This window comes from Corallococcus terminator (assembly GCF_003611635.1).
In the GTDB taxonomy this organism is placed as follows: Bacteria; Myxococcota; Myxococcia; order Myxococcales; family Myxococcaceae; genus Corallococcus; species Corallococcus terminator.
On record NZ_RAVZ01000054.1, the window covers coordinates 1 to 16,172 of the forward strand.

Annotated in this window: 16 protein-coding genes; 8 read left to right on the forward strand and 8 right to left on the reverse strand. The window is 69.5% G+C overall.

Going from position 1 to position 16,172, the window contains the following annotated elements; translation table 11 throughout:
- Positions 1 to 119: 119 nt before the first annotated feature.
- Together D7V88_RS10855 and D7V88_RS10860 are read right to left on the reverse strand one after the other, a co-directional pair.
- Positions 120 to 995, reverse strand: coding sequence for an NAD-dependent epimerase/dehydratase family protein (locus tag D7V88_RS10855; protein WP_120540553.1), 876 nt, complete (start codon positions 993 to 995; stop codon positions 120 to 122).
- A gap of 29 nt (positions 996 to 1,024) precedes the next feature.
- Entirely contained in the window at positions 1,025 to 1,645 is a 621-nt protein-coding gene (locus D7V88_RS10860) for a luciferase domain-containing protein (protein WP_120540554.1), read from the reverse strand.
- Positions 1,646 to 1,720: 75 nt separating this feature from the next.
- Here D7V88_RS10860 and D7V88_RS10865 point away from each other — a divergent pair, with 75 nt between their 5' ends.
- Positions 1,721 to 2,647, forward strand: coding sequence for a LysR family transcriptional regulator (locus D7V88_RS10865; protein WP_120540555.1), 927 nt, complete (start codon positions 1,721 to 1,723; stop codon positions 2,645 to 2,647).
- A gap of 46 nt (positions 2,648 to 2,693) precedes the next feature.
- Here D7V88_RS10865 and D7V88_RS10870 read toward each other — a convergent pair whose 3' ends face one another.
- Genes D7V88_RS10870 through asnB form a run of 4 tightly spaced genes read right to left on the reverse strand, consistent with a single transcriptional unit; the run spans position 2,694 to position 7,332 of the window.
- Positions 2,694 to 3,155: a PaaI family thioesterase gene (locus D7V88_RS10870; RefSeq protein WP_120540585.1), complete on the reverse strand. Its 462-nt coding sequence runs from the start codon at positions 3,153 to 3,155 to the stop codon at positions 2,694 to 2,696.
- Between the two features lie 11 nt (positions 3,156 to 3,166).
- Positions 3,167 to 4,243 carry an acyl-CoA dehydrogenase family protein gene (locus tag D7V88_RS10875; RefSeq protein ID WP_120540584.1) on the reverse strand — a complete coding sequence of 359 codons (1,077 nt, stop codon included), beginning with the start codon at positions 4,241 to 4,243 and terminating at the stop codon, positions 3,167 to 3,169.
- Between the two features lie 15 nt (positions 4,244 to 4,258).
- Positions 4,259 to 5,383, reverse strand: a complete 1,125-nt coding sequence (locus D7V88_RS10880) for an FAD-dependent monooxygenase (RefSeq protein WP_120540556.1) — start codon at positions 5,381 to 5,383, stop codon at positions 4,259 to 4,261.
- The gene (asnB, locus tag D7V88_RS10885) at positions 5,380 to 7,332 is read right to left on the reverse strand and encodes an asparagine synthase (glutamine-hydrolyzing) (protein ID WP_120540557.1); all 1,953 of its coding nucleotides are present in this window, start codon (positions 7,330 to 7,332) and stop codon (positions 5,380 to 5,382) included. Before asnB ends, D7V88_RS10880 begins: the two co-directional genes overlap by 4 nt.
- 861 nt (positions 7,333 to 8,193) lie before the next feature.
- Here asnB and D7V88_RS10890 point away from each other — a divergent pair.
- On the forward strand, positions 8,194 to 8,709 hold the full coding sequence (locus D7V88_RS10890) for an Mpo1-like protein (protein ID WP_120540558.1): 516 nt from the start codon (positions 8,194 to 8,196) through the stop codon (positions 8,707 to 8,709).
- A gap of 51 nt (positions 8,710 to 8,760) precedes the next feature.
- Here the strand turns inward: D7V88_RS10890 and D7V88_RS10895 are convergent, their stop codons facing one another.
- On the reverse strand, positions 8,761 to 10,875 hold the full coding sequence (locus D7V88_RS10895; protein ID WP_120540559.1) for a WD40 repeat domain-containing protein: 2,115 nt from the start codon (positions 10,873 to 10,875) through the stop codon (positions 8,761 to 8,763).
- 163 nt (positions 10,876 to 11,038) lie between these two features.
- Between D7V88_RS10895 and D7V88_RS42995 the strand changes: the two genes are divergently transcribed.
- From D7V88_RS42995 to D7V88_RS10920, 6 genes are all read left to right on the forward strand, one after another.
- The gene (locus D7V88_RS42995) at positions 11,039 to 11,209 is read left to right on the forward strand and encodes a hypothetical protein (RefSeq protein ID WP_158625058.1); all 171 of its coding nucleotides are present in this window, start codon (positions 11,039 to 11,041) and stop codon (positions 11,207 to 11,209) included.
- Between the two features lie 6 nt (positions 11,210 to 11,215).
- On the forward strand, positions 11,216 to 11,542 hold the full coding sequence (locus D7V88_RS10900; protein ID WP_120540560.1) for a DUF3175 domain-containing protein: 327 nt from the start codon (positions 11,216 to 11,218) through the stop codon (positions 11,540 to 11,542).
- Positions 11,543 to 11,665: 123 nt separating this feature from the next.
- Positions 11,666 to 12,463 carry a hypothetical protein gene (locus tag D7V88_RS10905; protein WP_120540561.1) on the forward strand — a complete coding sequence of 266 codons (798 nt, stop codon included), beginning with the start codon at positions 11,666 to 11,668 and terminating at the stop codon, positions 12,461 to 12,463.
- 28 nt (positions 12,464 to 12,491) lie between these two features.
- The gene (locus tag D7V88_RS10910) at positions 12,492 to 13,430 is read left to right on the forward strand and encodes an ATP-grasp domain-containing protein (RefSeq protein ID WP_120540562.1); all 939 of its coding nucleotides are present in this window, start codon (positions 12,492 to 12,494) and stop codon (positions 13,428 to 13,430) included.
- 169 nt (positions 13,431 to 13,599) lie between these two features.
- Complete coding sequence (locus D7V88_RS10915; protein WP_244238091.1) at positions 13,600 to 14,133, forward strand: 2OG-Fe(II) oxygenase; 534 nt, start codon at positions 13,600 to 13,602, stop codon at positions 14,131 to 14,133.
- A gap of 103 nt (positions 14,134 to 14,236) precedes the next feature.
- On the forward strand, positions 14,237 to 15,490 hold the full coding sequence (locus D7V88_RS10920) for a serine hydrolase domain-containing protein (RefSeq protein WP_120540564.1): 1,254 nt from the start codon (positions 14,237 to 14,239) through the stop codon (positions 15,488 to 15,490).
- On the opposite strand, the gene D7V88_RS10925 is transcribed toward D7V88_RS10920, so the two are convergent.
- A complete protein-coding gene (locus D7V88_RS10925; RefSeq protein WP_120540565.1) occupies positions 15,487 to 16,077 on the reverse strand; it encodes an SRPBCC family protein in 591 nt (196 codons plus the stop codon). The genes D7V88_RS10920 and D7V88_RS10925 overlap by 4 nt on opposite strands.
- Positions 16,078 to 16,172 lie beyond the last annotated feature (95 nt).

Here is a 16,172-nt window from a genome sequence, read left to right on the forward strand (position 1 = left end):
CCCCCACGCTCCTTGACGCCCACCCTCCCACCTGTGCCGCAAGCCCTCGCTTCCGGCAGGGGCCGCTCCGCCGCGCGTCGGTGTTGGAGGCACCGGCGCGCGAGCGAGAGCCGCCTGTCTCAGCGCCGCGCGTAGGAGCCGCTGCGCAGCTCGTCGATGATGCCGGGGCCCTTGGGCACCCAGCCCAGCAGCGACTGCGCCCGCTCGGCGGAGAACTTCTGGTCCAGGGCCAGCGCGTCGGCGAAGGCGCCGAACTGCTTGCGCGCCTCCTCCAGCGGCCAGGCGACCGTCTTGCCACCCGCGCCAGCGCCCTCGCTCGCGGCGGCGGCGATGTCCTTCACCTTCAGGGGCGGGCCCTGCACGGCGACCAGCACGGTGCCGGCGGGGGCCTGCTCGACGGCGCGAACATAGAGGTCCGCCAGGTCCTCCACGAACACCACCGGCCAGTGGTTCTCACCCGTGCCCATGAAGCGGGCGGCGCCGCCGTCCTTCACGGACGAGCTGAGCATGGAGGGGATGCCGGCGCCACGCCCGTAGACGATGCCCGGGCGGATGACGATGCCGCGCACGCCCGGCGTGCCCAGGGTGCGCTGCTCCACGGCCGGGCGCCAGGCGACCAGCGCCGCCGCGCTCAGCGGGGTGTCCTCGTTCACGACGGTGCCGCGCGTGTCGCCGTGCACCCAGACGCCGCTGGTGTAGACGAACGTCTTGTTGGTGCCCTTGAGCGCCTCCAGCACCGCCGCGACAGCGGGCGCGTCCACGGCCTCGCTGTTGGTCGTCGCGGTCCAGACGACCGCGTCCAGGTCCTTCACCAGCGCGGCCAGCCCCGCGGTGTCCGCGAGGTCGCCCGCCACGGCCTGGACGCCACGGCCGGTCAGCTTGTTGCGCGCATCCTCGGAGCGCGCGAGGCCCAGGACCTGGTGGCCCGCCTTCTTGAGCGCATCAACCACCGCGCCGCCGATGTAGCCCGTCGCGCCCGTGACAAGGATCTTCATGTTCCGCCTCTTCTCAAGTTCAGGTTGCGTCATTCGACAGTCACTCCCACCACCTGGCCGTCATGGGCCCAGGCGTAGGAGCGCAACAGCAGTTGCCACACGACCTCGAGCTCATCCGCGTCGCGAGGTCCATAAAGCATGGGTGTTCCGGAGCGCGGATGCGGCATGCCCCAGCCCTGCTGGAACACCTGCCGCGCCAGGTCCGGCGGGAACTTCACGTGCAGGCTGCCGTCCTCCGCCGGGTGGATGTGCGCGAACTCCGTGCCCACCTGGAACGCCGCGCGCGGTCCGCGCACGGAGTCCGGCCGCAGCCAGAACGCGCGAGCCCCCGGCACGGAGATGCCACTGGGCGCCACCGTCACGTCCGGCAGCGCCGCCGCGCGGGTGAAGAGCCGCTCCTGGATGTCCGTGGGGGACACCTGGCTCAACTGCCGGTGCGCCAGCGGCGTGCCCGGAGGCGCGTCGGTCGTCTCCGGACGCGGCCCCTTGCGCGCCGCCAGCCGGAAGGAAGGCTCCGGCGCCGTGGAGGAAAGCACGCGAGATACGCCCGGCGCCTCGGCGCGGGGCACTTCGTTCGCGGGAGGGGTGCAGGCCGTCGCGGCCAGGAGCAGCGCCACGTGCACCCCGAGGACCTTCCTTCGGGAAACCATGACTTCCCTATAGAGCGGGTTGATGACTGGACACTACGCGCAGGAGGGAAAAGGATTGTTTCCTGGAGGTGACCAATGGAGCACGTCGCGCCCTATTTCACGTTCGCCGAAGTGGTGCGGACCGGCAGCTTCACGGTGGCGGCCAAGACGCTGGGCCTGTCGAAGGCGACGGTGAGCAAGCAGGTGATGCTGCTGGAGAGCACGCTGGGCGTCCGGCTCCTGCACCGCACCACGCGCAAGCTGTCCCCGACGGCGGAGGGGCGCGCGCTGGCCACGCGGTGTCAGCGGATGACGGAGGAGCTGGAGGCGGCGAAGGCGGAGGTGCTGCTCTTGCGGCGCAAGCCGCGCGGGCGCCTGCGCGTGAGCCTGCCGATGACGTTCGGGCTGATGCAGGTGGTGCCGGCCATGCCGGAGTTCCTGGAGCGCTACCCGGAGATCGACCTGGACATCCAACTGGATGACCGCGTGGTGGACCTGGTGGAGCACGGGTTCGACGTCTGCATCCGCATCGCGCAGATGCCGGACTCGTCACTGGTGGCGCGCAAGCTCGCGTCCAGCCGCCGCGTCATCTGCGCGACGCCCGCGTACCTGAACCGCCACGGCACGCCGCGAAGGCCCGAGGACCTGCGACAGCACCGGTGCGTGCAGTACACCTACCTGGCCTCCGGCACCGCCTGGAAGCTGCGCGGGCCCAACGGCGAGGAGTCCCTGGTGGAGACCACCGGCCCCTTCCAGGCCAACAGCAGCCTCGCCCTGAAGACGGCGGTGCTGGGGCATGCCGGCATCGGGCAGTTCCCGCTGTTCGCGGTGGCGGAGGAGCTCAAGGGCGGCCAACTGGTGGAGGTGCTGGCGGACCACGCGCTGCCGGACCTGTCCATCTGGGCCGTGCACGCGCCGGGACGCACCATCACGCCGAAGATCCGCGCGTGGGTGGACTTCCTGGCCCGGCGCTTCGCGAGCGACACGGGCTGGAGCCACGACGCCGCGGCGAAGCACGGCTGAAGCACAGCCGAGGCTCGGACGGAGCTCGGCCGAGCCTCGGGAGGCTTCAGCCCTTGCGGGCCGCGCCGTCCTGCCAGTCCACGCGCATGCGGAACTTGCTCAACTGCGCGGAGGCGATCTGCGTGCGCTGGCCGTCCTCCGCGATCTTCCAGGCCTGGCTCTGGGTGAAGATGAGGTTGCGGCCGCTTCTCAGCACGCTCGCCTCGAAGAGGACCTCCGCGCCCAGGGGGGTGGCCGACATCATCATGCTGTTGAAGCTGTTGGTGAGCGCGTACTCGTCGGGCCCCAGGAGCGGCAGGGTGGCCAGCATGCTGACCACGTCCAGCATGGAGTAGATGACCCCGCCGTGCAGCGTGTGGCTCAGGTTGTCGACGGCCTCCGTGACGCGCAGGCGGCACTGGCAGAAGCCGGGGCGCTGCTCGATCAACCGCAGGCCGCAGTAGCGCTGGTATGCGTGCTCCAAGAGCGCCTGCGAGTGCGCCCGGGCGTGTTCACTCACGTCCTTCATGGTGTCTCCCGTCACAAGGCCCGTCCGATGACTTCCAGCATGACTTCGCGCGCGCCCCCGCCAATGCCGAGCAGCCGCGCGTCGCGGTAGATGCGCTCCACCAGGGCCGGTTCGACGCAGCCGTGCGCGCCCTGCAACTGGACCGCGTCGTGCGCGACGCGCTCCAGCACATCCACCGCGGAGTTCTTGGCGATGGCGGCCTGCGCCGGGGACAACCGTCCCTCCGCCTGCCAGCGCACCGCCTGCTCCACGTACACCCGCACCACGCTCAATTCGGAGTGCCGCTCCGCCAGGCGCTGGCGCAGCACGGACTTGTCCAGCAGCGCCTCGCCGCCCACCCGGCGCGCGCGGCAGTGCGCCACCGTATCGCGCAGCGCGAGCTCCGCGGACGCCACCGCCATCACCGCCAGGTTCAGCCGCTCCTGTTGCAGGCACTGCTGGAGCAGGCGCCCCGCCTCGCGTCCGGTGATGAGGAGGCGCGCGGGCGTCGCTTCGAACTTCAGGGCGGCGAGCGGCAGGCACCGCCAGCCCAGGCAGGCCAGCCGCGTGCTGCTCAGGCCCGGCGCGGAGGCCTCGACCAGGAACAGCCCCAGGGCCCCCTCGTGGACCGCGCCCACCAGCAGCAGGTCCGCGCGGCCCCCGTTGCAGATGAAGCGCTTCTCCCCGGTGAGCCGGTACCCGCCCCCGTGCGACTCCGCCCGGCACTCGAAGGCGCGCAGGTCGGAGCCCGCCTGGGGCTCCGTCAACGCCAGGACGATGCCCTGGTCGCCCTTGAGCACCGCCGGCACCACCCGGGCGGCCACCTCCGCGCTGCTGCCCTGCACCGCCTTCAGGCTGACGAAGTGCGAGGCGAGCCCCATGGTGATGCCCTGGGAGCCCCCCAGGGTCAGCTCCTCCACCAGCACCGCGAGCGCCCGGGGGTCGTCGGGGAGCTGCTCCGGGGACTTCCCCAGCGACAGCAGGCCCGCCCTGCCCGCCTGCCGGTAGAGCTCCAGCGGGTACGCGCCCTCGCGCTCCCAGACGTCCACGTGAGGCCGCACGTGGTCGTTGACGAAGGCGCGCACCTGCTCCCGGAAGGCTTCTGTCATCGCGTCCGTGCCCACCTAGAAGACCGTGGTCTGCGCCAGGTGCTGGAAGCGCTGGACGATGGGGGACAACCGCGCCGGGGACACCTCGCCCTCCGGCTCGAAGTAGTAGAGCTGGGTGAAGTCGTTCATCACCTGGAGCATCTCGCGCGAGCGCCGGGCGGCCCGGATTTCGTAGCGCTTGAGCGCCGTCTCCAGGTCCGCGTCGCAGTGCCCCACCAGCGCCTGGGCCAGCATGAAGCCGTTCTCCAGCCCCAGCGTCAGTCCGTAGCCCAGGGTGGGCAGCATCGCGTGGATGCTGTCGCCCAGCATCACCACGCGGCCCCGGAACCACTGGCCCTCGCCGGTGAGCGCCTTGAGCTTGTGGGTGAGGATGTCCTCCTCCGGCGTCATGGCCATCATCCGCAGCAGGTCCTCCGGCAACTGCGCGAACAGCTCCAGCAGGCCCTGCCTGTCCAGCAGGGGCTGGTTCTTGTGCTGGTAGGCGGCGAACCAGTAGCGCAGCGAACTGGCCTTGCTGAGCGGATAGGTCACCACGCGCGAGTGGTGGGACGTGAAGATCTGACAGCGGTCGGAGTGCAGCAGGGGCGAGTCGAACGTCACCACGCCCCGGCTGGCGACAAGCCCCGTGTCATGCGGCTGGAGCCCCGGGTTGACGAACCCTCGCGTCGTGGAGGAGACGCCGTCCGCACCCACCACGAGGTCGAAGTCGAAGCGGTGGCCGTTGGTGAAGGTGAGGCGCACCTGGTCGCCCAGGTTCTCCAGCTTCTCGCAGCCCATGTCGTAGTGGATGTCGTCCTCCTCCAGGCTGTCCGCCAGCAGGCGGAACAGCTCCGTGCGAAGGAACATCATCGCGGGCGCGGGCAGGCCCAGGCCGTCCGGGCGCACCGGCTGGCTGTGGATGAGCCGGCCGTGCTTGTCGTGCGTGTCCAGGAACTCGATGGGCTGGCCGCGGGAGAGGAACTTCCGGTCCTTGAGCACGAAGCGCAGCACCTGCATGGCCTGCGGCCACACGTAGATGCCCGTGCCCGAGTCCCGGGGTCCCTTGCCGCGCTCGAAGACGACGCAGTCGATGCCCAGGCGCTTGAGCATGACCGCGCAGGCCAGGCCGTTGAGGCCCGCGCCGATGATGGCGACCCTCATGCCGCCTCCTCGCGGGCGCTCCACAGGGGCTGGGAGTTGGAGGAGCTCAGCGAGTAGCGGTTCTGCAACAGGCAGAGGCTGGTCAGCTCCATCAGCATCGGATCCAACAGGCCCTGCTCATGGACGCTCAGCTTGGGCAGGCGGTGGAGCAGGTCGCGCACGCGGGCCGGATCGAAGAAGGGCAGCGAGTCCAGCTCCGAACCGTTCAGCACGTCGCGCACCAACTGGTAGAGCCGGCCCTTCTGCTGGAGGGTGGCGGGGGGCGCGCGGAAGTAGTGCTTCTTGCGCTTGTAGAGCGCGTCCGGCAGGTAGGACTTCATCGCCTCGCGGAACACGTACTTCTCCGTGGAGCCGCGCACCTTCATCCAGACGGGCATCTGGCAGGCCAGCTCCACCACGTGGTGGTCCAGCAGGGGGACGCGGCCCTCGATGCTGTTGGCCATCTCCATACGGTCGCCCAGCGTGGTGAGCACGAAGTTGGGCAGGTAGGACTTGGCCCACAGGTACATGGACTTGTGGACCGGGTCGCGGCCCTCCAGGTTGCGGTGGTCCAGGCGGTCGTAGAACTGGCGGTAGGGGTCCGTGCCCTCGAAGCGGTCGCGGAAGTCCTTGCGGTAGAGGGCCTCCAGCGCCTTGAACCAACCGGCCTGGTTGTCCAGCCAGGACACGCCGTGGCTCAACTGCTCCACCATCCAGTGGATGTCCTGGGGCATGTCCGGCCGCTGGTAGCCGTTCTCGCTCTCCTGGATGCGCTGGCGAAGCTGGGTGACGAGCTTCGGGTCCTGGCGCTCCGGGTTGTACAGGAGCATGTCGCGGCGGAAGTGCGGGTAGCCGGCGAAGACCTCGTCGGCGCCCTCGCCGGTGAGGACGACCTTCATCCCGGCGTCGCGCACCGTGCGGCTCAGGATGTACTTGGCCACGCCGTGCGCGTTGAAGAACGGCGTCTCGTTGTGCCAGAGGGCCTGCTCGAAGTTGTCCGCGAGGTCGTCCTGGGACACGGCCACGGTGTGGAAGCGCGCGCCGTTGTGTTCGGCGGCCAGCCGGGCGAAGCGGTTCTCGTCGTAGTCGTCCATGTCCGTGAAGGACAGGTTGAACGCGTCCAGCGGCTGCCCGGACAACTGCGTGGCCACGCCCAGCATGGCGGAGGAATCAATGCCGCCGCTCAGGTAGACGCCCATGGGCACGTCGGCGCGCAGGCGCAGGCGCACGGACTTCTCCACCGCGGCGCGCACGGCTTCAATCATGCCCTGCTCGTCGGACGGATCCGGCGCGTCCTGGCGGGCGAACTCCATGTCCCAGTAGCGGCCATGGTGCAGGCCACCGCTGTCCGCCATCACCCAGCAGCCCGGCTGCACGCTGCGCACGCCCTTGAAGAGGGTGTGGTCGCGCAGATAGAAGGCGCGGCTCGCGTAGGCGTCCTCGTCCCACTCCGCGGGGACCCCGGCGGCCAGCAGGGCCTTGATCTCCGACGCGAAGTACCAGGCGCCCCGGTGCTGGGCGTAGAACATCGGCTTGATGCCCATGCGGTCGCGCACGGCCAGCATCAGGCGACGCTGACGGTCGAACAGCAGGATGGCGAACTCGCCGCGAAGCTGCTTGAGGCCCGCGAGGCCGGAGCGGCGGTACAGGTGCAGGGCGATCTCACTGTCGGAGTCCGTCTTGAACTCGCAGCCGAGCGCCTGGAGCTCGCGGCGGATCCGCTCGTGGTCGTAGAGCTCGCCGTTGACCACCAGCGCCAGATCGCCCTGATCCGCGACGATGGGCTGCTTGCCGTTGTCCAGACCGATGATGCTCAGGCGGACGTGCCCCAGCACGGCGCGGCCGGCAGGGTCATGCCACAGGCTGCGCTCATCGGGACCGCGGTGGTGGATGGTGGTCAGCGCGGTGATGAGGGCCCGCTCGTCAAAGGACGAGGGAGTACGCTGGTAGACGCCAATGAATCCGCACATAGCAGGCTGCTTCCTTCGAGATAAAACGGGTCCGTCAGCGCCAGCGACGTGAGCACCCCCAAGGTACCCACGACACGGCGAAGCACATGGCGGTCCGTCCTGGAGACACGTCCAGACCGGCCACGGTTTTCTGGCAATGGATTGGAGCCCGCTGGAAGGGAGAACGCGTGCGCTACCGAGCGCCCCTCCAGAGGTGACTCGTCAGGCGGTCGTCGATTGCATCCCCATACCGCTACAATGTTTTCCCATCACTCCCCCTCTGGAACCACGACCCATGACGGGTCACCCCGGCGGACTGTCTCATCGCAACCGGGTTGCGATGGACATAACACCACAAAAGCCAGAGCGATAGCGGAAATCTCGTATCAAGCGACTTAATCCGCTTAATTCAATGTAACTGGACTTGCTCCGCGCTACTCTGGAGAGAGCATTGGAAAGCGCAGATTACGCCTGCCTTTGGGGCTCCATCGACAGCAGATTTCGCCTGCCTGTCGTGCAGCGGCACCGGTGTATGCATTCACGGCAATAGCTGCCTGGAACCCGCAAACTTTGCCGGCAGAGTTCGCCTGCCTTTTCCGGCAAATCCTCTCACGCCCTTCACGCGAAGTTCCTCGCAATGTCACACCATCCCCCAGGGATTGCCTGTCTCCACCAGCGCGTGTCGGCATCGAATCCAATCCCATGCACCCAAAAGCACGCGCCCATCGCGCGGCAGCCACCGTTCCAGGGGCTGCCACCAGCGAGGTCTTGCGGAATCCGGGCCATGACGGCGGGTGCGGCCCCACAGGTACGCCCGGCGGGGTCGATATTCTCCGGGCCCGGAGATGTCCCCCTGGCGCCAATCGCCTAAATTCCGCGCCCATGAGCTTCGCCGACAAACTGCGCCCCTGGCTGCCCCTGCACGAGAACGGCGTCAGCCGCGCCGTGCACTTCGTGGGCGCCTACCTCTTCACCTTCTCCCTGCTCGTGCCCCTCTCCTGGGTGCGGCTCCCGGTTCCCGGCGTGTCCCTGACGGCCGCGCACCTGCTGGTGCTCGCGGTGGTCCTCTATGCCGTGATGCTGGAGTGGACCGCCGGCCTGCTCATGGCCCTTCCGCTACTGCCCACGCTCATGGCCGCCGAGGCGGTGGCACGCCTTGCGACCGGGACCGCCGTGGGTGTGGCGGTGGGCGTGATGGTGATGCGGTTCGCGCTGGTGGTGGGCGCGCACGTCGTCTTCGAGAAGAAGACCCACGGGCTGTCCCTGGGCGGCCCGCTACTCTTCTTCATCGAGCCCGTGTACCTCATCACCCTGGTGCTCTTCTCGCTGGGCTTCAAGCGCGACCTGTACGCCCGGGCGACGTCGCAAGGCACCGGCCCCGCCTCCGCCGCTCGCTGAGCAGTTCCCGGCACCGAAGGCCACGTGCACGGGCCGTTGATGCCGTGGCCGTCAGCGGGACTGGATGAGGAACCGCGCGGAGTCCCAGACCAGCCCATGGCGTCGCAGGAGGTCTTCAATCCCTGTCCCCGCCGGGGGTGGATGGGCCAGGGTCTGGAACCCGACCAGGTGCACGGTCCGGTCGGAGGCCGCGGAGGCCAGGAGCGCGCCGTCGGGTGAGAAGGCCAGCGCCGACAGGAAGCCCTGCTGTCCTCCGAGCCGCCCCATCAGCTCCCCGGAGGTCAGGCCCCAGACCTTCACGTCCGCGTCCAGGCCCCCGGAGGCCAGGAACCGCCCGTCAGGCGACAGGGCCAGGGACAGGACCCCGACCGTGCCCTCATCCATCGCCATCAACCGCTGGCCGGTCACCGCGTTCCAGAGGCGGATGGGCTGCCGCATGCCCGCCGTCACCAACTGGTCACCGGACGGCGTGAAGGCCACCGCCCGGACCCGCTCCCCGGCTTCGAGCCGCAGCAACGGCTGAAGCGTGTCCACGTTCCAGGTCCTCACGGTCATGTCCGCTCCGCCCGACGCGAGCCGATGCCCCGTCCCATCGAAGGCCAGGGCCCAGAGCTTCCCGGTGTGCCCCTGGAGCCGCCCCACGGGCGTGCCCTCGGGCAGGGACCAGAGGTGGATGTCCGGGTCTCCCGCCGCGGCGAGCCTCTTCCCATCCGGGCTGAAGGCCACCGCGCGCACGGAGCCCTTCACACCCGACAGCTCCAACAGCGGTCGGCCCGAGCCGGCTTCCAACACCCGCACCCGCCCCTTCAACGTGCCCACCGCGAGGAGCTTCCGGTCCGGACTCACGGCGAGCGACACCGTGGCCTCCGTCCCCTCCGCGCTCGAAACGACGCGGTTCCAATCCGCGACGCGCCACCGTCGCAGCCCGTCCTCCGCGCCGGAGATCAACTCCTGCTCCTGGGAGAACGCGAGCGCCTCCACCCAGGCCCCATGTCCGCGAAGCAGCGTGTCCGGCGGAGCACCCGGCCGGGACCAGACCTTCAGCACGCCATCCATCCCGCCGGAAGCGAAGGTGCGCCCGTCGGGAGACAACGCCACGCACATCACGAAGCCCCGGTGTGCATCCAGCCGCTCCACCAGGGCTCCGCCACGCGCCTCGACGAGCTGGACGCGCCCATCCCATCCCGCCTGGATGACGAGCGTGAACGCGGGGTCGATGGCGGCGGCGGACACATCCCCCGCGTTGCGCACGACATCGACGAGCTGCCCTGACCTCGCATCCCAGAAGCGCAGGGCGTGGTCGGCCGCGGCGGTCATGATCCGCTGACCGTCCAAGGAGAAGGCCCCTGACTCCACCTTCTCCTCGTGACCCATGAGGCGGTGCGCTTCCTTGCGCGTCTCCAGGTCCCAGACCCGCGCGCTCTTGTCCATGCTAGTCGAGAGCAGCCGCTGTCCATCCGCGGAGAAGGCCACCGCGATCACATGCTCGTCATGTTCGAAGCGCAGGTGCTCCGTGCCGGTGGCCAGGCTCCAGACACGGACCGTCTTGTCCAACCCTCCGGAAGCCAACCGGTCACCCGTGGGTGAGAACGCCAGCCCTCGCACGACGTCCGCGTGTCCCTGCAACAGCGCCACCTGGCGCCCCTGCCGCCAATCCCAGACACGAATCTCCCCGGGCCTGCCGGCGGACGCCAGCCATTGACCGTCCGGCGTGAAGGCCACGGCGTGCACCTCCGCCGTGTGCCCCTTGAGCTCCGCTAGCAGCTCCCCGCGCTCCACTCCCCAGAGCCGGACGATGGAGTCGTAGCCCGCGGAGGCCAGCACCCGCCCATCCGGAGAGAACGCGACGGCGAGGACGGAGCCTTCGAACGGCTTCGTCCAGCGCAACGTGGAGGCTCGGACCGACGCCTGTCCCTGCCCCCACCGCGCCGCCAGCGAGTCGTGGGAGGCCCGAGCGATGGCGAAGGAGGCCGCCGCCACGCCCCACTGCCGGGACTCGACGGCTGCCTCGCCCTTCGCCAGGTAGATGCGCGCGCGCAGCTCCCTCGCCCCCGTGTCGTTCCGGTCCTCCGCGCGGGTGGGCTCGTGCGCCGCGCATGAGACGATGAGCAGCGCCAGGACACCCCACCACGGCTTCAGGCGCTTCAAGGCAGAACGCGAAGGCATGGACGCGGAGCCTACGCGGGCGGGGCTTCTTCCCTGAACGGTGGACGACCGGACGAGCAGCCGGGGGAGGCGATGCGAAGGCCGGCGCGGCTCCCCACCTTGTCGCTCCGCGCCGCGGCCACAGGTTTGGGCCATGGCGCGCTCAGCCCGTCAGGAGGAACCCATGCCCGACAAGCAGCCCCCCGACAAAGCCAGGAAGGACCCCCGCGAGGACAAGCGACCCATGACCGTCCAGGGGGAGTTCATCCGCGAGGAGCCGGTCCCCGCACGCACGCCCAAGCAGGACCCGGCGAAGAGCGCGGTGCCGCGGGGCAAGGCCCGGACGGGGAGGTAGCGCGCGATGGCAGCCGCCCCCCGGAAGACGTCCACCGCGTCCCATTCACCGGAGCGGCGCCGCTGGTCCCAGGCGGTGACGGAGCACAGCGACGCGATGACGCTGGAGGAGCGGATCTTCACACGCTCCCCGAAGGAGATCGCACGCTCCGTGAAACGCTCCGCCGAACGCAGCACCCGGAGGAAGGCCTCTCCGTTCCAGTCCGCCATGTCGATGCTCACGTTCTACGGCAACCGCGCGGGGAAGAACCTCCCGGCCTCCCGCAGACGCGCGCTCCAGGAGGCCAAGGAGGAGCTGCGCAAGCTCTACCACCGGCCTTCCAAGCCCCTGTAGTCACAGGGGTTTTCGCGACACGGACGGCCGGCTGGGAAGAAACGGGCGAGCAGGCCTCTCATGTTCGGAGAATCAAGCAACTCACAGGGAATCCGGCGCGATAACCCATCGCAAAGGACCCCCATGACCAAGATCAAATCGCCGACTGGATTCGTTTCAACGCCCAAGACCGCGCCGAAGAGCGCCACGACCGAGGGCAAGCCGGCTGGCGCGCCCGAGCTGAAGAAGGCCCCCAAGGCCCCTGGCGACTCCTTCGAGCAGACGAAGACCGCCCCGAAGTCCGGCAAGGAGGGCCTCAAGATCAATGACCGCATCATCATGAAGGTCATCGCGGACGAGCCCACCACCCCCGCCAAGGGCGAGAACACGGGCCTCAAGGTCAATGACCGCATCATCATGAAGGTCATCGCGGACGAGCCCACGACCCCTGTCACGGGCGGCGGAACCCCGGGCCTCATCGACGACCACATCGTGAAGATCGTCGCGGACGAGCCTACCAACCCCGTCACGGGCGGCGGTGACATCGGCTTCAAGGGCAACATTGGCGGCAAGGGCGACTTCAAGGACGACATCGGCTTCAAGGGCAACATCGGCGGCAAGGGCGACTTCAAGGACATCGGCTTCCCGCACGGGCCCATCAAGGTCATCGCGGATGAGCCCACCACCCCCGTCAAGGGCGATGGGGACTCTGGCCTGAAGATCGACGACCACATCGTGAAGGTCATCGCGGACGAGCCCACCAACCCCATCAGCGGGGGCAACGGCGGCAGCATCAAGGACATCGATGACGGCGTCATCGTGAAGATCATCTCCGACGACCCCATCCGTGGGCCCTCGGAGCCTTCGTTCAAGCCGCCGAAGCTCGACATCAAGCCGCTGGACACCCACGTGCTGAAGGTCCGCATGGACAGCCCGGTCTGAGCAGCCTCCCGGCGGAGTCACGGTCCCCATGGCGTCCATGAAGAAGGTCGTGATCATCGGCTCGCGGACGGACGACGCCACCCGCTTCGTCGCTGAAGCGGTGGAGCGCCGACGCGCGCGAGCCATCGTCGTGGAAACCGACCGGGTGCCCGACTCCGCCACGCTGAGCTGGGAGGACGGCGACGTGCTCTGGGACGGTGAATGTCTCAGCGACCTGCGCTCGTTCTACATCAAGGCCATCCGGCTCTCGCTCCCGGTCCCCGAGGCCGAAGCCCTGTCCGCGCGGAACTTCCCGCGCTGGCAGGAGCAGTACCTCGCGGAGCGGGAGCGGCAGTCGCTGCTGCACTCCGTCCTGCGCTCGCTCAACAAGCGCGGGTGCTCCTTCATCAACCCGATGGAGTCGGTGGAGCTGCACTACCTGAAGCTGCACCAGTTGGCCCTGCTGCGACGGCACAAGATTCCCGTGCCCGCGAGCCTGGGCACCGCTTCGGCGGACGCGGTGCGGGAGTTCGTCGCCCGGCACAAGGCCGTCATCTACAAGCCGCTGGGCGGCGGCGCGCTCGTGCAGAAGATTGGCGAAGCGGACCTCACCGAGGAGCGGATGGCGCTGCTCGCCAACTGCCCGGTCCTCTTCCAGCAGCAGATCCAGGGCGACGAGTTCCGCGCCTACGTGCTCGACGGCGAGCCCGTGGCCGCCTTCCGCATCCCCACCGAGGGTGTGGTCGACGCGCGGCAGAACCTGGACAAGGTGAAGCCCGGCCGCCTGCCCAAGGAAGCCTGGGACATGTGCATCCGAGGCGCGAAGGCGCTGGGCATGGTCTTCACCGCGGTGGACCTGCGCCGTACCGCCGAGGGCGACTTCGTGGCCCTTGAATTCAACCCCACTCCCGCCATCTCCTTCTTCGATGATCCGCGCGACGGAAAAGTCATCACCCGACTCGCCAGCTACCTCGTCGCCAAGGCCTGAGCGCCCCAGCGGCTTCTTCGTCGCGAACTTCGCCGACAGCGTCTTCGGCCACGTTCGCGCGAAGCCGCCGAGCGCGTTCCCCCCTTCCGCGTCCGGGTGGTCCCCGCTCGCGAACGCATCCCCGAAGCTGCACGACGCCATCCGCCACGAGTTCGTCTCCGGTGGACGGGTGCCGCACGTCTGCCTCCAGCGCGTGCTCCTGCCCGAGCGCGCCGAGGCCATGCGCCTGGCGCTCCGCGACGCCCGCTTCCAGCGCCACCACCACGGGCCCTATCCGCTGCACATCGCGCCCCTGGCGCAGCAGGCCCCCGGCGTCCTGTCGGACTTCTGCGCGTGGCTCGCGAGCGAGGACGGCGCGGACTTCCACGCGGCGCTCGTGGGCTGGCCCCAGAAGCTGGAGACCCGTCAGGTCCAGGTGTCGCGCATGGACGTGGGCGAGCAGTTCCCGGAGCACCGGGACACGGACGAGGAAGGGGTCGCGGTCGTCTACAACTTCACCCGTCCCTGGCAGGAGTCGTTCGGCGGGGTGCTCGCGTTCCCGCACCCGGACGGCGACCGGGACCTGATGCGCGTCCCGCCCATCTTCAACTCGGTGTTCATCTTCCGCGCCGTGAACGCCCCGCACCGCGTGACGGAGTGGCTGCCCGCGGCCCAGGGCCACCAGCGCTACTCCATCACCGCCTTCATGCTCGCGAAGCGGTAGCTTGAAGGGCCAGTCAGGCAGGCGGCCCCTCGCGGTCCCGCCCCCGTGAGGGATTGTCTCCCGTCGTGCGCGTTGAGAGTCAGTAACGGAGAGGAGACGCGACATGACGACGATAGAGCCGACGGGACAGGCCCCTTCCTCGACGCGGGTGACGGAGCCGCTGTCCCCGAAGGGGCTCGCCGGCGTGACAGCCGTCCTGCGCGGCCCGGTGGACCCGGGCGGACTGCCCGGCCTCGTCGCCCTGGTGGCGCGGGGGGATCAGGTCCACGTGGACGCGTTGGGTGTGCAGGACGTCCAGTCCCGCGTGCCCATGCGGCGCGACACCCTCTTCCGCATCGCGTCCATGGGCAAGCCCGTCACGGCCGTGGCCACGTTGATGCTCGTGGAGGATGGAACGCTCCAGTTGGACACCCCTGTGGACCGGTGGCTGCCGGAGCTGGCGAACCGCCGCGTCCTGCGCGCGCTCGACAGCCCGCTGGAGGACACGGTGCCGGCGCGCCGGCCCATCACGGTGCGCGACCTGCTCACGCTGCGGCTGGGAACTGGCGCGGTGATGGCGCCTCCGGACACCTACCCCATCCAGAAGGCGATGCAGGCGGCGCGGGTGGCTCCGGGCTTCGACCCCATTCCCTACACCGCCGACGAATTCATGCGCCGGCTGGGAGCGCTGCCGCTCGTCCATCAACCGGGAGAACGGTGGATGTATCACACCGGTTTCGAGGTCCTGGGCGTGCTGGTCGCGCGCGCTTCTGGAAGGGGGTTCGATGACTTCCTCGCCGAACGCCTCTTCCAGCCGCTGGGCATGAACGACACCGCGTTCAGCGTGCCGCCGGAGAAGCGGGGACGGCTGGCGACGACCTACCAGCGAGCCCCTGGCACCGGAGCGCTCACGGTCTGGCACGAGCCCCGGACGGCCCCGGGCTCGCAGCCTGCCGCCTTCCTCGCGGGCGGGGGACAGGGCGGCGGACTGGTGTCCACCGCCGACGACTTCCTCACCTTCTGCCGGATGCTGTTGAACCAGGGCCGCCACGGTGCGACGCGCATCCTGTCCCCCGAGAGCATCCGGGAGATGACGACGGATCAGATCCCCGCCGAGCAGAAGGCCGCCTCGCCCTTCTTCCCGGGCTTCTGGGACACGTCCGGCTGGGGCTTCGGCGGAAGCGTCACGACGCGGCCGGATGGCATCTCCCCCACGGCGGGTCGCTATGGCTGGGCCGGCGGCTTCGGCACCACGTTCTTCATCGACCCCGTGCAGGACCTGGTGGCCATCCTGCTGACCCAGCGGATCCTGTCGGGCCCCGACGACGAAGCCTTCGCCGTGGCGTTCTCGAAGGCGGCGTACGCGGCGCTCGGTTAGAGCGCGGACGCGGGCGTCGCCGTGCCGGCCTGCGCGCGCTGGGAGTCCGCCTGCGTCCCGCTGCGCGCCGCGGCGTCCAGGTTCGCGAGCCCCCTCTCGAAGTCCTTGCCCAGCATCGTGTCCATGTTCACGACGAGCGAGAACGCCTTGCCCATCAGGGTGTTCTCCCCCTCCATGCGCCAGCTCACCCGGGTGCCGCCCTCGACGGGCGCGAGCGTGAAGACGGTCTGGTTCGTCGCGGCGAACGGCTTGAAGAACTCCAGCTTGAGGACGACGCGCTCCGAAGGGCGGCTCTCCACGAGGGTCATGCGCCCCGCCCCCGCCTTGCTGCCGCCTTCCCAGGTGTAGCTGGCGCCCTGCCCCGTGGCCGGCCCCTCGAAGGACTTGCTCAGCCCCGGCGCGAGTTCGAAGCGATACGGCGACCACGCGTCGAACTGGCGCAGGTCGTTGATCATCGCGAAGACGACGGCCGGGGAGGCCTGGACCAGGGCGTGGCGCTCGATGCTGAAGCGGTCCGGGCGGGTGGCGATGAAGGTCCCCAGCGCTGCGAGGAGGATGAGGGCGGCGACGGCGAGCTTGATGGCCATGGGGACGGCTCCGGGTCCAGACGAAGGTGCCTCCCGGGTGCATCCCAGGAGGCTTCAGCTCCACGTCGAACGAGGGGCCGTGAATTCGACACGGC

Bases quoted from the DNA above. Each gene is read 5' to 3' on its own strand.
- D7V88_RS10855 (WP_120540553.1), bottom strand. From the start codon at position 995: ATGAAGATCCTTGTCACGGGCGCGACGGGCTACATCGGCGGCGCGGTG.
- D7V88_RS10860 (WP_120540554.1), bottom strand. From the start codon at position 1,645: ATGGTTTCCCGAAGGAAGGTCCTCGGGGTGCACGTGGCGCTGCTCCTG.
- D7V88_RS10865 (WP_120540555.1), top strand. From the start codon at position 1,721: ATGGAGCACGTCGCGCCCTATTTCACGTTCGCCGAAGTGGTGCGGACC.
- D7V88_RS10870 (WP_120540585.1), bottom strand. From the start codon at position 3,155: ATGAAGGACGTGAGTGAACACGCCCGGGCGCACTCGCAGGCGCTCTTG.
- D7V88_RS10875 (WP_120540584.1), bottom strand. From the start codon at position 4,243: ATGACAGAAGCCTTCCGGGAGCAGGTGCGCGCCTTCGTCAACGACCAC.
- D7V88_RS10880 (WP_120540556.1), bottom strand. From the start codon at position 5,383: ATGAGGGTCGCCATCATCGGCGCGGGCCTCAACGGCCTGGCCTGCGCG.
- asnB (WP_120540557.1), bottom strand. From the start codon at position 7,332: ATGTGCGGATTCATTGGCGTCTACCAGCGTACTCCCTCGTCCTTTGAC.
- D7V88_RS10890 (WP_120540558.1), top strand. From the start codon at position 8,194: ATGAGCTTCGCCGACAAACTGCGCCCCTGGCTGCCCCTGCACGAGAAC.
- D7V88_RS10895 (WP_120540559.1), bottom strand. From the start codon at position 10,875: ATGCCTTCGCGTTCTGCCTTGAAGCGCCTGAAGCCGTGGTGGGGTGTC.
- D7V88_RS42995 (WP_158625058.1), top strand. From the start codon at position 11,039: ATGCCCGACAAGCAGCCCCCCGACAAAGCCAGGAAGGACCCCCGCGAG.
- D7V88_RS10900 (WP_120540560.1), top strand. From the start codon at position 11,216: ATGGCAGCCGCCCCCCGGAAGACGTCCACCGCGTCCCATTCACCGGAG.
- D7V88_RS10905 (WP_120540561.1), top strand. From the start codon at position 11,666: ATGACCAAGATCAAATCGCCGACTGGATTCGTTTCAACGCCCAAGACC.
- D7V88_RS10910 (WP_120540562.1), top strand. From the start codon at position 12,492: ATGGCGTCCATGAAGAAGGTCGTGATCATCGGCTCGCGGACGGACGAC.
- D7V88_RS10920 (WP_120540564.1), top strand. From the start codon at position 14,237: ATGACGACGATAGAGCCGACGGGACAGGCCCCTTCCTCGACGCGGGTG.
- D7V88_RS10925 (WP_120540565.1), bottom strand. From the start codon at position 16,077: ATGGCCATCAAGCTCGCCGTCGCCGCCCTCATCCTCCTCGCAGCGCTG.